The sequence below is a fragment of the Streptomyces sp. NPDC005805 genome (genome assembly GCF_040630445.1).
GTDB lineage: Bacteria > Actinomycetota > Actinomycetes > Streptomycetales > Streptomycetaceae > Streptomyces.
In genome coordinates, this window is record NZ_JBEXXN010000018.1 from 63,630 (window position 1) to 80,227 (window position 16,598).

17 protein-coding genes are annotated in these 16,598 nt (G+C 74.5%); 6 read left to right on the forward strand and 11 right to left on the reverse strand.

All coding sequences use genetic code 11. The features are described 5' to 3' along the window. The first annotated feature begins 10 nt into the window (after positions 1-10). From ABZ457_RS13015 to wrbA, 4 genes are all read left to right on the forward strand, one after another. Complete coding sequence (locus ABZ457_RS13015) at positions 11-724, forward strand: sugar phosphate nucleotidyltransferase (protein ID WP_359157075.1); 714 nt, start codon at positions 11-13, stop codon at positions 722-724. An 8-nt stretch (positions 725-732) separates the two neighbouring features. Beyond that, a complete protein-coding gene (locus ABZ457_RS13020; RefSeq protein ID WP_359157077.1) occupies positions 733-1,776 on the forward strand; it encodes an NAD(P)-dependent oxidoreductase in 1,044 nt (347 codons plus the stop codon). Next, positions 1,773-2,426: a spherulation-specific family 4 protein gene (locus ABZ457_RS13025; protein ID WP_359157080.1), complete on the forward strand. Its 654-nt coding sequence runs from the start codon at positions 1,773-1,775 to the stop codon at positions 2,424-2,426. The genes ABZ457_RS13020 and ABZ457_RS13025 overlap by 4 nt, the downstream gene beginning before the upstream one ends. Before the next feature lie 132 nt (positions 2,427-2,558). Next, positions 2,559-3,161 carry an NAD(P)H:quinone oxidoreductase gene (wrbA, locus tag ABZ457_RS13030; RefSeq protein ID WP_359157082.1) on the forward strand — a complete coding sequence of 201 codons (603 nt, stop codon included), beginning with the start codon at positions 2,559-2,561 and terminating at the stop codon, positions 3,159-3,161. A 106-nt stretch (positions 3,162-3,267) separates the two neighbouring features. Here the strand turns inward: wrbA and ABZ457_RS13035 are convergent, their stop codons facing one another. The 10 genes from ABZ457_RS13035 to ABZ457_RS13080 form a co-directional block, all read right to left on the reverse strand. Continuing rightward, positions 3,268-3,597 carry a hypothetical protein gene (locus ABZ457_RS13035; RefSeq protein WP_359157084.1) on the reverse strand — a complete coding sequence of 110 codons (330 nt, stop codon included), beginning with the start codon at positions 3,595-3,597 and terminating at the stop codon, positions 3,268-3,270. After that, positions 3,594-4,223 carry a class I SAM-dependent methyltransferase gene (locus tag ABZ457_RS13040; RefSeq protein WP_359157087.1) on the reverse strand — a complete coding sequence of 210 codons (630 nt, stop codon included), beginning with the start codon at positions 4,221-4,223 and terminating at the stop codon, positions 3,594-3,596. The genes ABZ457_RS13035 and ABZ457_RS13040 overlap by 4 nt, the downstream gene beginning before the upstream one ends. A gap of 170 nt (positions 4,224-4,393) precedes the next feature. Beyond that, positions 4,394-4,756, reverse strand: coding sequence for a metalloregulator ArsR/SmtB family transcription factor (locus ABZ457_RS13045; RefSeq protein ID WP_359157089.1), 363 nt, complete (start codon positions 4,754-4,756; stop codon positions 4,394-4,396). A 195-nt stretch (positions 4,757-4,951) separates the two neighbouring features. After that, the gene (locus ABZ457_RS13050; RefSeq protein ID WP_359157091.1) at positions 4,952-5,326 is read right to left on the reverse strand and encodes a hypothetical protein; all 375 of its coding nucleotides are present in this window, start codon (positions 5,324-5,326) and stop codon (positions 4,952-4,954) included. A 203-nt stretch (positions 5,327-5,529) separates the two neighbouring features. Beyond that, positions 5,530-6,714, reverse strand: a complete 1,185-nt coding sequence (locus ABZ457_RS13055; RefSeq protein ID WP_359157093.1) for an LLM class flavin-dependent oxidoreductase — start codon at positions 6,712-6,714, stop codon at positions 5,530-5,532. A 1-nt stretch (position 6,715) separates the two neighbouring features. After that, positions 6,716-7,741, reverse strand: coding sequence for an ABC transporter substrate-binding protein (locus ABZ457_RS13060; RefSeq protein WP_359157095.1), 1,026 nt, complete (start codon positions 7,739-7,741; stop codon positions 6,716-6,718). Positions 7,742-7,850: 109 nt separating this feature from the next. Continuing rightward, positions 7,851-8,642, reverse strand: a complete 792-nt coding sequence (locus ABZ457_RS13065) for an ABC transporter ATP-binding protein (RefSeq protein ID WP_359157097.1) — start codon at positions 8,640-8,642, stop codon at positions 7,851-7,853. After that, positions 8,615-9,529, reverse strand: coding sequence for an ABC transporter permease (locus ABZ457_RS13070; RefSeq protein WP_359157100.1), 915 nt, complete (start codon positions 9,527-9,529; stop codon positions 8,615-8,617). Before ABZ457_RS13070 ends, ABZ457_RS13065 begins: the two co-directional genes overlap by 28 nt. Before the next feature lie 493 nt (positions 9,530-10,022). Beyond that, positions 10,023-11,723: a hypothetical protein gene (locus ABZ457_RS13075; protein WP_359157102.1), complete on the reverse strand. Its 1,701-nt coding sequence runs from the start codon at positions 11,721-11,723 to the stop codon at positions 10,023-10,025. Further along, positions 11,711-12,598 (reverse strand): ATP-binding cassette domain-containing protein, encoded by an 888-nt coding sequence (locus ABZ457_RS13080; protein WP_359157104.1) that lies wholly within the window; start codon positions 12,596-12,598, stop codon positions 11,711-11,713. The genes ABZ457_RS13075 and ABZ457_RS13080 overlap by 13 nt, the downstream gene beginning before the upstream one ends. A gap of 108 nt (positions 12,599-12,706) precedes the next feature. Between ABZ457_RS13080 and ABZ457_RS13085 the strand changes: the two genes are divergently transcribed. Both ABZ457_RS13085 and ABZ457_RS13090 read left to right on the forward strand, forming a co-directional pair. After that, a complete protein-coding gene (locus ABZ457_RS13085; protein ID WP_359157106.1) occupies positions 12,707-14,038 on the forward strand; it encodes a histidine kinase in 1,332 nt (443 codons plus the stop codon). 28 nt (positions 14,039-14,066) lie between these two features. Then, a complete protein-coding gene (locus ABZ457_RS13090) occupies positions 14,067-14,786 on the forward strand; it encodes a response regulator transcription factor (RefSeq protein WP_359157108.1) in 720 nt (239 codons plus the stop codon). Positions 14,787-14,868: 82 nt separating this feature from the next. On the opposite strand, the gene ABZ457_RS13095 is transcribed toward ABZ457_RS13090, so the two are convergent. After that, positions 14,869-16,587, reverse strand: coding sequence for an acyl-CoA dehydrogenase family protein (locus ABZ457_RS13095; protein WP_359157110.1), 1,719 nt, complete (start codon positions 16,585-16,587; stop codon positions 14,869-14,871). Positions 16,588-16,598: the final 11 nt, after the last annotated feature.

Here is a 16,598-nt window from a genome sequence, read left to right on the forward strand (position 1 = left end):
GAGCAAGCCCGTGCACGCAGTGATCCTCGCGGGAGGCAAGGGTGTCCGGCTGCGGCCCTACACCACCGCCCTGCCCAAGCCCCTGGTGCCGATCGGCGACCAGCACGCCATCCTGGAGATCGTGCTGCGCCAGCTCGCCACCGCGGGATTCCGCAGCTGCACCCTCGCCATCGGCCACCTCGGCGAGATCATCCGCGCCTATGTCGGCGACGGCTCCCAGTGGGGCATGGCCGTCGACTACGCCACCGAGGAGAGCCCCCTCGGCACCATGGGCCCCCTGCTCACCCTGCGCGAGCGGCTGCCCGAGACCTTCCTCGTCATGAACGGCGACATCCTCACCGACCTCGACTACGCCGACCTCCTCCACCGGCACACCGCCTCCGGCGCCCCGCTCACCATCGCCACCTACGACCGCCGGGTCCGCATCGACTTCGGCGTCCTCACCACCGCCGACAGCCGTATCGTCGGCTTCACGGAGAAGCCCAGCATGGACTACCGCGTCTCCATGGGCGTCTACGGCCTCTCCCGAGCCACCCTCGACACCTACACCTCCGGACTGCCCCTCGGCTTCGACGAACTCGTCCTCGACCTGCTCGCCGCCCAAAACCCGCCGCACGCCTACGAGTTCGACGGCTACTGGCTCGACATCGGCCGCCCCGACGACTACGACCGGGCCAACGCCGAGTTCACCAGCCGCAAGTCCCTGCTGCTCAAGGGAGCCTGACCGCCGCCATGCGCATCCTCGTCCTCGGCCCCACCGGATACCTCGGCCGCCAGGTCGTCCGGCTGCTGCGCCGCACCCCCGGCACCGCCGTCCTCACCGGCGGCCGGGCGCCCGGCGCGGACGTCCCCGCCGACCTGGCGACCGACTCCGCCGACCGCCTCGGCCGGGCCCTCGCCGAGGCCGCGCCCGACGCGGTCGTCAACTGCGCGGGCGCGGTCGGCGGCGACCCGGTCACCCTGGCCGAGGTGAACGCCCGCGGCCCGGCCCTGCTCTGCGCCGCGCTCCGGCGGGCCGCCCCCGGGGCGCGCCTGGTGCACCTGGGGTCGGCGGCCGAGTACGGGCCCGGGCCGGCGGGCGTCCGTACGCCGGAGACGGCCCCGGCCGCGCCCGTCACCGCGTACGGCGCCACCAAACTCGCGGGCACCGTCGCGGTCACGGCCTCCGGCCTGGACGTGGTGGTCCTGCGGGTGGGGAACCCGGTCGGGCCGGGCGCGCCCGCCGCCGGACTGCCCGGCCGCGTCGCGCGACTGCTGCGCGAGGCCGGGCCGGACCCGGCCGCCGTGATCCGGCTCGGGGACCTCTCCCCGCACCGGGACTTCGTGGACGCGCGCGATGTGGCCCGGGCCGCCGTCCTCGCCGCCACCGCGCCCGGCCCGCTGCCGCCCGTCCTCAACATCGGCGGGGGAGCGGCCGTACCGGTCCGCGAACTGGTCACCGCCCTGACCCGGGCGGCCGGGTTCCCGGGGCGGGTCGCGGAGGAGTCCGGGGGCTCGGCCCGTTCGGGCGGGGTGGCGTGGCAGTGCTCCGACATCACCGCCGCGGACCGGGCCCTGGGCTGGCGGCCGGAGCACACCCTGGCGGAGTCGGTCGCGGCACTGTGGGCGGAGGCGGCGGGCCCGGACGCGGACGCGGGCCCGGACGGGGGGTCGTCGGGCCGGGACGGGGGGTCGTCGGGCCGGGACGTGGACGCGAACGGGGGGCCGCCGGGCCCGGACGCGGGGTCACCGCCCGGCGTCGTGGGGCGGACCGGTGCGGACGGCGGCGGGCGGTGAGTCTCCTCGTCCCCCTGTATGTGCACCCGGCCGAGGACCCCGGCTCCTGGCACCGGCTGATCACCGCCGCCCGGGACACCTGGGCGGTCGTCGTCAACCCGGCCGACGGGCCGGGGACCGCGCCCGACCCCGCGTACGTCGCGGCCGCCGCCGCCCTCCGGGCCGGCGGCGCGCGGGTCCTCGGCTATGTCGACAGCGCCTATGGACGGCGGCCGGACGCCGAGGTGGTCGCCGATGTCGCCCGCCACCGCGACTGGTACGCGGCCGACGGCTGCTTCCTCGACCGGGTGACGTCCGGCGCCGCCGAACTCCCGGCCTGCCGGCGCCTGGTGCGCGCCGTCCGCCGGCTCGGCGCCTCGCCCGTCGTCCTCAACCCGGGCGTCCACCCGGCGCCCGGCTACAGCCGCGCGGCCGACCTCGTGGTCACCTTCGAGGGGCACTGGAGCACCTATGTCTCCGCGTTCACCCGCCCCGAGTGGACCGTCCGCCGCCCGCCCGAGCGCTTCTGCCACCTGGTCTACGGCGTGCCGCCCGCCCTGGTGCCGCTCGCGGTGCGGACCGCCCTGAGCCGGGGTGCGGCCGTCACCGGCCCGGTCACCGGCGACCTGCCCAATCCGTGGGCGGGACTCACCCCCGCCTTGCTGCATTGAGGCGAAGCTTGCTCCGGGCGGTGCGGTCGGCACAGGTGTCGGACCCCGTCCCGGGGGACAGTCGAGGGTCACGACCCGCGCGGCAACGCGACCGCGCGACCGCACACCAGAACCGAGGAAGGGGCCCGTCCCATGGGTGTCCGAGTGGCCGTCATCTACTACAGCGCGACCGGCAATGTGCACAGCCTGGCCCAGGCGGTGGCCGAGGGCGCGGAGAGCCGCGGGGCGGAGGTCCGCCTGCGGCGCGTCGCGGAACTCGCGCCGGACACGGCGATCGACGCCAACCCCGCCTGGCGGGCCCATGTCGACGCCGCGAAGAACGAGGTCGCCGAGGCGACCCTGGAGGACCTGGAGTGGGCGACCGCATACGCCTTCGGCACGCCCACCCGCTTCGGCAATGTGACCGCGCAGCTCAAGCAGTTCATCGACCAGACGGGCGGTCTGTGGCAGGCGGGGGCCTTCCACAACAAGCCCGTCACCAGCTTCACCTCGGCCATGAACCGGCACGGCGGCCAGGAGTCGACCCTGCTCTCCCTGAACAACGTCTTCTACCACTGGGGCTGCATCATCGTGCCGCCCGGCTACACCGACCCGCTGCTCTTCGCGGCCGGCGGCAACCCCTACGGCACCAGCTGGCCGAGCGGCGGCGGCGAGAGCCCGGACGAGCCGACCCTGGAGGCCGCCCGCTACCAGGGCCGCCACCTCGCGGACATCGCCTCCCGGCTGGCCGGCTGACCCACCGGACGGCCGGCCCTCTCCGGCACCCGTCCGGCGAGGCTGCGCCCCCGCCCGCCCCGGGAGCGCACCGGCGCCCCGGGGCGGGCGGCCGTCTGCCGCGGGCTCAGGCGGCCCGGCCGCCGAGCACGAGTTCCACCTCGCCGCCCTCCATGTCGCCGCCCGTCCGCAGCTCCCTTACCGGCCACGTGCGTTCGGCGATCCGTGTACCGGCCGCCGTGGTGTACGCGGGCACCGCGAGGACCGCGTCCCCCGGGCCCGCGACCAGGAGTTCGGCGGCGGCGACGACCCCGTCGGCGAACTCCAGCTCCACGCCGACGGGCCGGGGTGCGGCGGCGAAAGCCGCCGGGTCGCCCAGCTCCCGCAGGAGCGGCCGGGCCCCGGGGAACAGATGGGTGTGGGCGCAGAAGGCGGGGTACGCCCGGGCGGGGCTCACGCGGGGCGCCGGCAGTGCACATAGAGCTGCGGCTCGACGCGGGCCAGCTCCGTCGCGGGGGTGAAGACCTCCTCGTTCACCTCCACGACGTCGAGTCCCGCGTCCTCCGCGAGCCGCACGAAGCCGTCCGGCGGGAAGCTGGTGAGGCGGACGGTGTGTCCCATCCAGGTGCCCACCACGCCGTCGAGGTCCAGCGGGACCGTGCCCAGCGCGCAGACACCGCCGGGCACCAGGGACCCGGCGATCCGCGCGACGACGGCCCGCTGCTCCTCGCGGGACATCTGGAGCAGGGAGAAGTAGGCGCACGCCCCCTCGTACCGCCCCGGCTCGGGCACCTCGGCGCGGATGTCCGCCCGGACGAACCGCGCCTCGGGGACCTGTCGCGCGGCCAGTTCGACCATGACCGGCGAGACGTCCATACCGGTCACCCGCAGCCCGGCCGCGGCGAGCGCGGCGGCGACGGGGCGGCCGGTGCCGGAGCCGACGTCCAGCACCCGCCCGCCGTCGGGCACCTGGCCGATCATCCACTCCACACTCCGCCGCTGCCCCTCGGCCCCGGCGAAGGCGGTCTCGTACTCCTTCCCGAGCGCGTCGAACAACTCGGCGGCGGACGCCGGTTCCTGCACGGAAGCCTCCCGGGCACGGTCGCGGGGGTCCGGTGCCGGGGCCCCGGCACCGCGCGGGGACGCTTCCCCGTCCCGCCCCGCCCGAAACCGGGTGCTCTGCCCGCGTTTCGGGCGGCGGCCGGTGACGGCGGGCCGCCCCGGCCCCGCCCTGCCGGTGGCGCCGGGCCGTCCTAGACCCGTCCGCCGGCGGCCGTCGGGGCCGGTTCGTCCGACTCGCGCAGTTCCGCGAGGAGTTCGTTCCGGCCCGCCAGTAGCTCGGTGAGGATACGGCGGGCCGCGCGCAGGAGTTCGGCGACATCGCCGCCGGCGAGGGCGTAGCTGACGGTCGAGCCCTCCCGTATCGACACCACGATCCCGGAGCGGCGCAGCACGGCGAGCTGCTGGGAGAGGCTGGACGGTTCGATCTCTATGTCGGCGAGCAGGTCCCGTACGGGGACCGGCCCGTGCTGGAGCAGTTCGAGGACCCTGATGCGCACCGGGTGCCCGAGCATGCGGAAGAACTCCGCCTTGGCCTGGTAGAGGGGTACTTGCATGCGCGTTCGCTCCCTGACGCGTCGGGGTTGTCGTCCCGGCCGCGGCGGCACCCCGGAGTGCCGCCGCGCCTTCGTCCCTCGCCGATCCTCCGTGAGCCGGGCCGCGCCCATCCATGAGTTGGGTTCATGCTGATGTGGCGACTTGAAGAAGTCTTCACATCGTGGGCGCGAAAGAGGGCCGGCGACTGCCGTGGGTCAGACCTCCAACTGCTCCTCGACACGGCGGAGCTGATGACGGGCCATCGCCAGGTTGGAGCGCTGCTTGTCCAGCACCAGGTAGAGGAACAGCCCGTTCCCCGAGCGTCCGGACACCAGCCGGATCAGGTGGTACTGGCTGGCCAGCGTGATCAGGATGTCCTCGATCCCGCTCTTCAGCCCCAGTTGCTCCATGGTGCGGACCTTGGCGCGGATCACGTCCGTGTTCCCGGCCGCCGCCACCGTCAGGTCGAGGTCCTTGCTCCCGCCGAGGGTTCCCAGTGCCATCCCGCTGGTGTAGTCGACGACAGCGGCCCCCAGCGCCCCCTCGACCCCGGCCATCATCTCCTTGAGCGACACTTCCACACTCGCCACGGTCTCTCCCCAATCTCGCGTGTGGTGGGCCGGGGTTGCCCCCGGCACATTCGGTGATCGCACCGTAGGCCGCCGGAGAGGGCCCCGGCGGACTCTGCTCAGTAATGACCGATGTTGATCGATTGATGACCGAACGGCATAGGGCCGGGTGCGGACGTCGATCCGCACCCGGCCCCTGGCCCGGCGCTGAGCCGGCTTCCGGCTCAGCGTCCGCCGGCCACCGCCAGCGGCACCCGCGCGCCCGCACCCGCGTCCGGCCGGTCCGGCACACCCCGGTCCGGCACGCCCCGGTCCAGCACGCCCCGGGCCGCCAGCTCGGGGATCACGCCCTCGCCGAACCAGTACGCCTCCTCCAGATGCGGATAGCCCGAGAGCACGAAGTGCTCCACACCCAGCGCGTGGTACTCCTCGATCAGGTCCGCGACCTCGGCGTGGCTGCCGACCAGCGCCGTACCCGCACCGCCCCGGACCAGCCCGACCCCGGCCCACAGGTTGGGATGGATCTCCAGGTCCTCGCGCGAGCCGCCGTGCAGGGCCAGCATCCGCTGCTGCCCCACCGACTCACTGCGCCCGAGCGCGGCCTGCGCCGCCGCGACCGTGTCCGCGTCCAGGTCCTCCAGCAGCCGGTGCGCCGTCGCCCACGCCTCGGCGGAGGAGTCCCGCGAGATCGTGTGCAGCCGGACGCCGAACCGCACCTCGCGGCCCTCCCTCTCCGCCAGCCCGCGAATCCAGTCGATCTTCTCCTTGACCTGCGCGGGCGGCTCGCCCCACGTCAGGTACACATCCGCGTGCCGCGCCGCGACCGGCCCGGCCGCCGGGGACGACCCGCCGAAGAACAGCGGCGGCAGCGGGTCCGGCGGCAGCGCGGTGAGCGCGCCGTCGATCCGGTAGTGCTCGCCCGCGAAGTCGTACGGCGTCCCCTGCCACGCCCCGCGCACCACCGACAGGAACTCGTCCGTGCGGGCATAGCGCCGGTCGTGGTCCAGACGGTCCCCGAAGCGGCGCTGCTCGTCCGAGTCGCCGCCGGTGACCACGTTGAGCAGCAGCCGCCCCCGCGTCACCCGCTGGTAGGTCGCCGCCATCTGCGCGGCGAGGGTGGGCGAGATCAGGCCGGGCCGGAAGGCGACCAGGAACTTCAGCCGCTCGGTGTGCTGGGCGAGCGCCACCGTGGTCAGCCAGGCGTCCTCGCACCAGGTGCCGGTGGGCGTCAGCACGGCCTCGAAGCCGAGCCCTTCGGCGGCCTTGGCGATCTGGGCCAGGTACTCGATGTCCGGCGTCCGCACCCCGCGCGGCGGCGTGGACGCCCCGTTCGGCCCGTAGGCGTGACGGTCGACCAGGGTGCGGCCGTCGCCGCCCGTGGGCAGGAACCAGTGGAGACGTACGGTCATGTCAGGACTCCCGGGAGGGTCGCGGAGTGGTCGTGGACGGCGGCAGGTCGCCGTTGTAGCGGGTGTCGGTGTACGCGGAGAAGTCCACCTCGCCGGGGATCAGCTTCAGCCCGGCGAAGGTGTCCGCGATCTTCTGCTCGGAGGCGATCAGCGGCGGGTCGACGGCGACCGCGATACGGGTGGCGTTGGTCCGCTTCACCGAGGCCAGCGCGACCTCGTACGGCAGACCGGTGTCCTTCGCCCAGACCTTCGCCCACTCCTCGGGGTGCTCGAACACCCAGTCCTGGGCCCGGCGCAGGCGCTCCAGATAGTCCTCGATCGCCCCGGACTTCTTCTTGTCGGCGAGCGCGTCCGGCGCCGCGACCTGGAAGCTGAGCCCGTTGACCACCCCCTCGCCGGTGGTCAGCACCCGGCCCTGCCCGCTCCCCAGGATCTGCGAGGTGTACGGGTCCCACACCGCCCACGCGTCCACCTTCCCCGAGGTGAACGCGGCGAGCGCGTCGGCGGGCTGGAGGTACTTGACGTCGACGTCCTTCAGCGACAGCCCGGCCTTCTCCAGGGAGGCGACGAGCTGGTAGTGCGCGGAGGAGCCCTGCGCCACGGCCACCGAGCGGCCCTTCAGCGCGGCGGTCTCCTTCAGCGGGGAGCCGTCCGGGACGAGGACGGCGTCGCCCTTGGCCCTGCCGTGCCAGGCGGCCACGACCTTGATCTTCGAGCCGGCGCCGGCCGCGAAGACGGGCGGTGTGTTGCCGACGCCCCCGATGTCGACGGCCTTGGCGTTGACCGCCTCCAGCAGCGGGGGGCCGGAGGTGAACGTCGACCACTTGATCGTGTAGTCGAGGTCGTCGAGTTCACCGGCGGCCCGCAGGATCGCCTCCGAACCGCCCTTCTGGTCACCGACGTTCAGGGTCACCGAGCCCTTGCCGTCGGTGTCGGAGGAGGACTCGGCCGCGGAGTTCCCGCCGCAGGCGGACAGCAGCAGGGCCAGCGGGAGCAGGAGCGCGGCGGACGCGAGGCGTGGTCGCATGGTGGTTCGTTCCGTTCCTTCGGAGTGATCGGGTTCTCGGGGTGATCGGGTTCTCGGGGTGGCGGGGGCGTTCGGGGCGGGGGGCGTTCGGGGCGGGTGCGCCCCCTGTTCAGGCCGCGGCCGGTGTCGGCGTGCCGGTGCCTGTGCCGGTGCCGACGCCCAGGCGTTCCAGCAGACCGGCCCGCAGCTCGCCGAAGCGGGGATCGGTGATGTCGCGCGGCCGCGCCAGGTCGATGTGCTGCTCGTGCGCGATGACACCGCCGTCCATCACCAGGACGCGGTCGGCGAGCAGCACCGCCTCCTCCACGTCATGGGTGACCAGCAGCACCGCGCAGCCCCGGCGCTGCCACAACTCGCCCACCAGGCGCTGCGCCTTGATCCGGGTGAGGGCGTCCAGCGCGCCGAAGGGCTCGTCGAGGAGCAGCAGATCCGGCTCGCGCACCAGGGCCCGGGCCAGGGAGGCGCGCTGCGCCTCGCCGCCGGACAGGGTCTTCGGCCAGGCGTCCGAACGGTGGCTCAGCCCGACCTCCTCCAGGGCCCGTTCGGCGACCGACCGGTCCGGCCGATCCGGCAGACCGAGGAGGACGTTGCGCCACACCTTCTTCCACGGCATCAGCCGGGGCGACTGGAAGGCGACCGCCTTCCGGCGCGGCACCAGGACCGTGCCGGTGATGTCCTGGTCCAGCCCGGCCAGGATGCGCAGCAGTGTCGACTTCCCGCAGCCGCTGCGCCCGAGGAGGACGGTGAACTCGCCCGGGCGCAGGTCGAGATCGAGGTCGTCGATGACCGCCCGTCCGCCGAAGGACCGGGTCAGCCCCTCGACGCGGACGGCCGAGGCCGCCCCGGAGCCGGACGCGGGGGAGGGGGCGGGGCTCACCGGCCCGTGAACGTCGGTCGCCATTGCAGCAGCAGCCTTTCGAGGGAGCGGACGATGAAGTCGGCGAGCAGGCCGAGGAAGGCGTAGACGATCAGGCAGACCACGATCACGTCGGTGCGCAGGAAGTCCCGCGCCTGCACCATCAGGAAGCCGATGCCCGCGTCCGCGTTGACCTGCTCGGCGAAGACCAGGGCCAGCCAGGCGATGCCCAGGGAGTAGCGCAGCCCGGTCATCGCCCCGGGCAGCGCGCCCGGCAGCACGACATGGCGCACCAGACCCCAGCGGCCCAGGCCCAGGGACTCGCCGGCCTCGACGAGTTGGGCGTCCACCCCGCGGATTCCGGCGTACACATTGAGGTAGAGCGGGAAGGTGACGCCCAGCGCGATGATGGCGACCTTCGGGGCCTCACCGATGCCGAACCAGATGATGAACAGCGGGATCAGACCGACGAACGGCACCGTCCGCAGCATCTGCACGGGCGCGTCGACCAGGTCCTCGCCGATCCGGAACAGGCCCGAGAGCAGGGCGAGTCCGGTGCCGGCGACGGTGCCGACCAGCAGCCCGAGCGCCACCCGCCGGAGCGAGGTGCCCATGGCGGCGGGAAGCGAGCCGTCGGCCACCAGATCGCCCGCGACCTGCGCGATCCGCCCCGGGGAGGCGAGCACGTCCGCGGTCAGCAGGCCCGTGGAGCTGAGCACCTGCCACAGCGCCAGCAGCAGGAGCGGGCCGGAGGTGCGCCGCATCCAGCGGGGTATCCGGGCCCGCCGGGAGGAGGCCGGGACGAGGGGGACCAGTTCGGGGGCGGTGTCCGCGTGAAGCGGTGTCGCGGCGGCGCGGTCGTCGTCGGTCGGGGGAGGGGAGCCCTGCGGCACGGACTTCGGTGCGCCGGGCGGGGCATGACTGATGCTCATACGGGGTCCAGGGGAGGAGGGCGGCCGTCGCGGACACGCGTGACGGCGGTGCGGCGCGGGCGCACGGCACCGCCCCGGAACCGCGCAGGGGCGGTCAGGGTGTCAGGGCCTGCGGAAGGACGCGCGGCACCGCGGACGCGGTGGAGCGGGAGGTGCGAAGGAAGAAGGCGTCAGCAGCCGCGGCGACACGCGGCGGAGGCCACCCGCAGCAGGTCGATATGACCGCGCGTGGTGAGCAGGGCTGAACGCAACATGCGGCACAACGTGCCAGAACGCGGTACGGCGGTCAACGGGCGTCTCGCCCAGTGGACCGCCGCATCCCGGGATACGGGCGCGCCCGACCCGGCGCGCCCGCTCGACCCGCCCAGGGCCGGGCAGGCCCCGCCCGGGCCGCTCGACCCTCGTACCCCCGGGCCCGCGCCCCCTCCCGACCGGGCGCGCCCTGCCCTCGAAGCACCCTCCCGACCCGGCGCGCGCGCCCCGTTCCGGCCGGTCAGGTGCCGACCGGCTTCCGCTCCTGGTTGCCCTTCACCGACCCGCGCTCCATGACGTCCAGCAAGCCCCGCCCGGCCGGCTGCTGCTCGGCCGCCACCGCCTTGCCGTACCGCAGCCGCACAAAGGTCTCCGGCAGCCGCGCGGCCAGGCGCCGGTACGCGATGCGCCCCAACAGCCAGGCCACCAGCGCCCCGTTGAGCACCCCGGCCGGTACCGCCGCCCAGGCGAGCCCGGTCGACCCGCTGACCGCCGCCGGCACGGCGAGCGCCGCGGTCGGCACCACCGGCAGCAGCGTCCCGTACAGCCCGATCCAGATCTGGTACGAGACGTCCCCCGCGTCGTTCGGCCCCACCCGGTACTTGGGGTCCACCCCCGGCGTCGCCGCGACCACCGACAGCAGCACCGCCACCCCGACCGCCGCGCCCAGCAGGGCCGGCAGCAGCGCCGCGAGCAGCGGCCACGCCCATGACTCGCCCGACAGCAGCGTGAACACCACCGTCAGCACCACCGACGGCGGACCGAACAACAGCAGCAGCGCCAGCTGACGGCCCCGGATGTCGTGCCGCACGGTCCCCGGCCCGGCCCCCACCACCGTCAGCCACACCGCCGTACCGTCCTGCCCCAGCAGATTGCACGCGGCCAGCGCGGTCATCAGCGTCACCGCCAGCCCGGCGAACGGCCAGATCTCCGGCTGCTCGCTCAGCCGGCCGATCCCGACGATGAAGACCGACGTCCACACCGCGCACTGCAACTCCAGCGAGCGCCAGGGGTCGCGCCACCACTGCCGCAGCTCCTTGCCCGTCACCGCCCCCACCGGGGTGTCCGGCAGCAGCCGCCGGCCCGTCAGCACCCGGCTCCCCAGCGGGCGCAGCCGCCGGCGCGAGGCCCGTACCGGCGTACGCGGTGCCAGCACCAGCGCGCACACCCCGGCGGCCAGCAGCGCCGCCGCCGTCAGCGCCAGCAGCCACCCGGCCGCCGCGCCCCAGCCGCCGGACGCGGCCGCCTCCACCGCGCGCACCGGCCAGGAGGTCGGGAACGCCGCGAGGACCCGTTCCGCCGTCCGGCCGGGCAGCCCGTCCCCGATCACCGCCGCCACCCCGCGGCTGGTGCCCGCGACCGCCAGCCACCCCATGAACAGGGACGCGACCAGCGCCCCGTACTGGATCGCCGACATCGCCACCCCGAGCCGCGACCCCATCGCCGCGCCCATCAGCGCGTACACGATCCGGGACACGGCCACCATCAGCACCAGCAGCGGCGGCACCGCGACCAGCGCCACCGCGACGGTCACCGGGTCGAGGAGCGCGGCGTGCACGGCCAGCGAGGACAGCGCCAGCACGCTCACCGCCGGCCCGTAGCCGACGCAGGCCGCCGCCAGCAGGGCCAGCCCCAGCCGGCGCCGCCCCACCGGCAGCAGCGAGAAGAACGCCGGCCGCAGCACCCCCGCCCCCGACGCGAGCACCGGCCCGATCGCCCAGCCCACGCCCCACACGGCGAACACCAGCAGCAGCACGTCGTGCCGCACCGCCGTGCCGTCCGCGAACACCACCGCACCCCAGGTCGCCAGCACCGCCAGCGGCCAGAACACCACCCGGCTCAGCCGCACCCCCTGCGAGGAGTGACGCAGGACCGTGAACTTCAGCCCGACGAGGGTGCGCGCCGTCCGGCCCGTCCCCGCGAGCGCGCTCAGCCCAGCCACGACAGCTCCTCCTCGCCCATGTCCCGCCGTCCGACGAGGCGCACGAAGGCGTCCTCCAGCGTGCCGTCCCCGCTGACCTCGGCGAGGGTGTCGTCCGCCCGCACCCGGCCGTCCGCGATCAGCGCCACCCGGTCGCACAACCGCTCCACCAGCGGCATCACATGGCTGGAGACCACCACCGAACCGCCGGCCGCGGTGAACCGGCGCAGGATGGTGGTCAGCACCCGCGCGGACACCGGGTCCACCGCCTCGTACGGCTCGTCCAGGACCAGCACCTTCGGGGCGTGCAGCAGGGCGGTCGCCAGGCCGATCTTCTTGCGCATCCCGGTGGAGTACTCGACGACCAGCGTCCCCGACGCCTCCGCCTCCTCCAGCTCCAGCACCCGCAGCAGCTCCGCCGTCCGGGCCCGCACCACCTCGTCGTCCAGTTCGCGCAACCGCCCCCAGTACAGGAGCAGTTCCGCGCCGGTCAGCCGCTCCGGCAGGGCCAGCCCGTCCGGGAGCACCCCCAGCAGCCGCTTGGCCTCCTCCGGCCGCTCCCACACGTCGACGTCCAGCACCCGCGCGGTGCCCGCGTCCGGGCGCAGGAGCCCGACCGCCATCGACAGAGAGGTGGTCTTCCCGGCCCCGTTCGGCCCGACCAGGCCCAGCAGGCGGCCGCGCGGCACGGAGAGCGTCACGGCGTCGGCGGCCGGGCGGCCGTTGAAGGACTTGGTCAGCCCGACGAGCTCGAAGGCGGGCGCCGCGTCGGCCGCGGACCCGCCGGCCGCGGGGCCGGACACCGTGTCGGCGGCGGCGGCGGGGGCGGCGGGGGCGGGGGCGGGGGACGGCGAGCCGGTGGGCTCAGGGGCGTGGGCTGCGGATTCCGGGCGCATGCCGTCATCGTTCCCGCTGCGGGACCCGGCTGCCATTGGCCAGGTGGCCGGAAGGCACTGGCCACCTGGCCGATCCGGCCCGACCGACCGTCGTCCTATGCTCGTGGCGTGGCCAGCCGACCCGCCTCCGCCGATGTCCCCGAGACACTGCTCCCCGGGGACCTGCTCGCGGCGGGCACCCCCGGGCCGCACCCCCGCACCCTGCGGGACTGGCTCGTCGACTCCGCCCTCTTCCTCTGGGCCGTCGCCTGGTGGGCCGTGATGCTCGCGGTGACCAGCGAGTACCACCACCTTCCCGACTGGGTCCGTGCCGCGGACGCCCCGCTCGGCGCCCTCGCCTGCCTGTCCCTGTGGTGGCGCCGCCGGTGGCCGCTCGGCACCGCCCTGCTCGCCGTCGTCCCCGCCGCCCTCGCCAACAGCATGTTCGGTGCGGGCATGGTGATCATCCTCAACCTGGCCCTGCGGGTTCCCTGGCGGCGCTCCGTCCCCGTGCTGCTTCTCTTCGTCGTCGCGACCGCACCGTACGTCCTCCTCTACTCGGTCCCGCACGAGGGCGGATGGGCCACAGCGGTCTTCGTCCTCGCCTACCACCTGGTCTTCTTCGCCTGGGGCTGCGCCCTGCGGGCCCGCCGGATGCTCGTCCTGCGGCTCCGTGAGGACGTCGAACGCGAACGCGCCGAGCACGCCCGCAAGCTGCTGGACACCCGCCGGGCCGAAGGCGCGGCGATCGCCCGGGAGATGCACGACGTCCTCGCCCACCGCATCTCCCTGCTCTCCGTGCACGCCGGGGCCCTGCTCTACCGTTCCCGGCGCGCCGGGAGCGGAGGCGCACCGGCGCTGAGCGACGCCGAGCTCGTGGAGAGTGCCCAGGTCATCCGGGACAACGCCCACCAGGCGCTGGACGAGCTGCGCCAGGTCCTCCACGTGCTGCGCGCCGACGAGCACCCGGATCCGGCCACCGCCCCCGGTACGGCCCCCGGCCCCGGCGCCCCCGCGGCCGCACCCGCCGACGGGTACGGCACCGGCGGGACCGCCCCGCCCCAGCCCCGCCTGGCGGACGTCGGACAGCTCGCCGACGAGGCCAGGGCCGCGGGCCAGCAGATCGACCTGCGTACCGCGTTCGCCCCCGGCGCCGTCCCCGGGGCGCTGCGCCCCCGGCTCCAGCGCACCGCCTACCGGGTCGTCCAGGAGGGCCTGACCAACGCCCGCAAGCACGCGCCCGGCGCCCGGCTCTCCGTCCTGCTCTCCGGCTCGCCCGGCCGGGGACTCACCGTCGAGGTCGGCAACCCCCTGCCGGTCGGGGTGACCGCCACCGAGATCCCCGGCGCCGGCGCGGGCCTGACCGGACTGGCCGAACGAGTGGAACTGGAGGGCGGCGTCCTGGAGCACGGCAGCACCGACGGCGTCTTCACCCTCCGGGCCCGGCTACCGTGGCCGTGACCAGGTCCAGGCCGTGTGGGAGGTGCGGGTGATCCGCGTGCTGCTCGTGGACGACGACGCCCTGGTGCGGGCAGGGCTGCGGCTGATGCTGCGCGGCGCGGACGGCGTCGAGGTCGTCGGCGAGGCCGCCGACGGCGAGCAGGCGACCGAGGCCGCACGGGCCCTCGCCCCCGACGTCGTCCTGATGGACATCCGGATGCCCGGCACCGACGGCATCACCGCCACCCGCCGCCTCACCGAGGACGGCGGCGGCGCCCAGGTGATCGTCCTGACCACCTTCGACTCCGACACCACGGTGCTGGACGCCATGCGGGCCGGCGCGGCCGGCTACCTCCTCAAGCACACCGACCCCGAGGACATCGTCGGCGCGGTCCACCGCGCCGCACGCGGCGAGCCCGTGCTCTCCCCGTCGGCCGCCCGCGCCCTGATGGACCACGCCGCCGCGAGCCCCGGCACCGGCGACGACCGGACCGCCCGGGCACAGGAACGGCTCGCGGCCCTCAGCGAACGGGAGCGCGCGGTCGCCGCCGCCGTCGCCGAGGGGCTGTCCAACACCGAGATCGGCGAACGGCTGTTCCTCTCCACCGGCACGGTCAAGGCCCATCTCTCCGGAGCCCTCGCCAAACTCGGCCTGGACAACCGCATCCAGCTCGCCCTGCTCGCCCACGACGCGCAGCCCTGCCACCCGGGCCCTCCAGGCCACCCGGGCGGCCCGCCGCAGGAGGCGGCCCCGGGGGAGGCCCGGTAGCGCGCGGTGGGCGCACACCCTGTCCACGAGGTGCGCCACCGGCCCTGCCCACGGGAGCTGCCGACCGGTCCTGCCCGCCGGGCTACGGAGCCATCTCGTACGCCCCCGACAGCGCCTCGACCCGCTCCCAGACGCGCGCCGAGCGCGCCTCGTCCACCACCGGCCGCCGGACCGCGCCCAGCGCCCAGCTCTGCTGCGCCTCGGTGGCCGAGTCCTTGCCGTGCAGCTCGACCGCGTGCGCGGAGAAGTCCCGCACCAGGACGGAGAACAGCTCGTCGAGGACATCCGCCTCCAGGTCCGTCAGCCGCGCCTGCTCCAGGATCAGCTGGCCGTGGACGACCAGTGCGAAGAGCTGGCCGACCGAGAGCAGGAAGTCCAGGTCCCGGCTCTGCGTCTCGTCCGGGGCGACCGTGGCGACGAACTCGCAGAGCGCATCGGCCTGTTCCCGGAACCGGACCACATTGGGCACCTCGGCGTAGGCGTCGAAGGCGGGACGCCAGTCGTGGAAGCGCACCGAGCCCAGACCCCGCGCCGGGCCCTGGCGGAACAGGAAGGCGTCGTCCGCCGCGTCCAGCCGGGTCGGTACGGCCGGGTAGTCGACCGGGTCCAGCAGATGGTTGCGCATGAACTTCAGGATCAGGGCGAGGTTGACATGGACCGTGCCCTCCAGCTTGGGCAGCCCGCGGATCTCGACGGCGGCCTGGGCGAAGTAGGTGTCCTTCTCGAAGCCCTTGGCCGCGATGACGTCCCACATCAGGTCGATGACCTTCTCGCCCTCGGTGGTCACCTTCATCTTGGTCATCGGGTTGAACAGCAGATAGCGGCGGTCCTCGGGACCGGCCGAGCGGAAGTAGTCCACCGCCCGGTCGCTGAACAGCTTCATCCCCACCAGCCGCACATAGGCGTCGGCCAGCTCCCGGCGGACGTGCGGGAACGCGGTGACCGGGCGCCCGTAGAGGACCCGGTTGCGGGCGTGGGTGACGGCCTCGTACATCGCGTGCTCGCAGATGCCGATGGACGCGGTGCACAGGTTGAACTTGCCGACGTTGACGGTGTTCAGCGCCGCGTCGAAGGCGGCCCGCCCGGTGTGCAGCACATCCTCGGGCCCGACCGGGTAGCCGTCGAGGCGGAACTCGCTGACGTACTTGGAGGAGTCGACCACGTTCTGCACCAGGTGGTACGCCTCGTGGCGGCTGTCCGCGGCGAAGAAGACGTACCCGTCCGGTCCTTCGACATCGGTACGCCGGCCGAAGACGGAGACCAGGCCCGCGGCGTTGCCGTTGCCGATGTAGTACTTGGAGCCGGTGGCCCGGAAACCGCCCTCGCCGTCCGGCTCCAGCAGCATGTCCGTGGAGTAGATGTCCGCGCCGTGCGCCCGCTCGGAGAGGCCGAAGGCGAACACCTCACCCTGCTCCAGGAGTTCGGCGGCCCGGGCGCGGGCGGCCGGGTTCTCGCTCTGCCACACCGGGCCGAGGCCCAGGATGGTCACCTGCCACGCGTACCAGTAGTCCAGGCCGTAGAAGCCGAGGATCTCGTTGAGCGCGGCGATCCGGGCGGTGTCCCAGCGGCGGTTCTCCCCGGCGCCCGCCGACTCCGGCGTGAGGAAGGCCGCGAACAGGCCCTCCTTCGCGGCGAAGCCGAGGAAGTCGCCCAGCCAGGCGCGGGTGCGGTAGTCCTCGATCAGCCGCCGCTTGCCGCGCTCCTCGAACCAGTCGACGGTCGCCCGCAGCAGCCTGCGGGTCTCCGGATCGAAGTGCGCCGGGTCATAGGTGCGCGGGTTGAACAGGAGTTGGTCGGCCATTGGGAGGACCG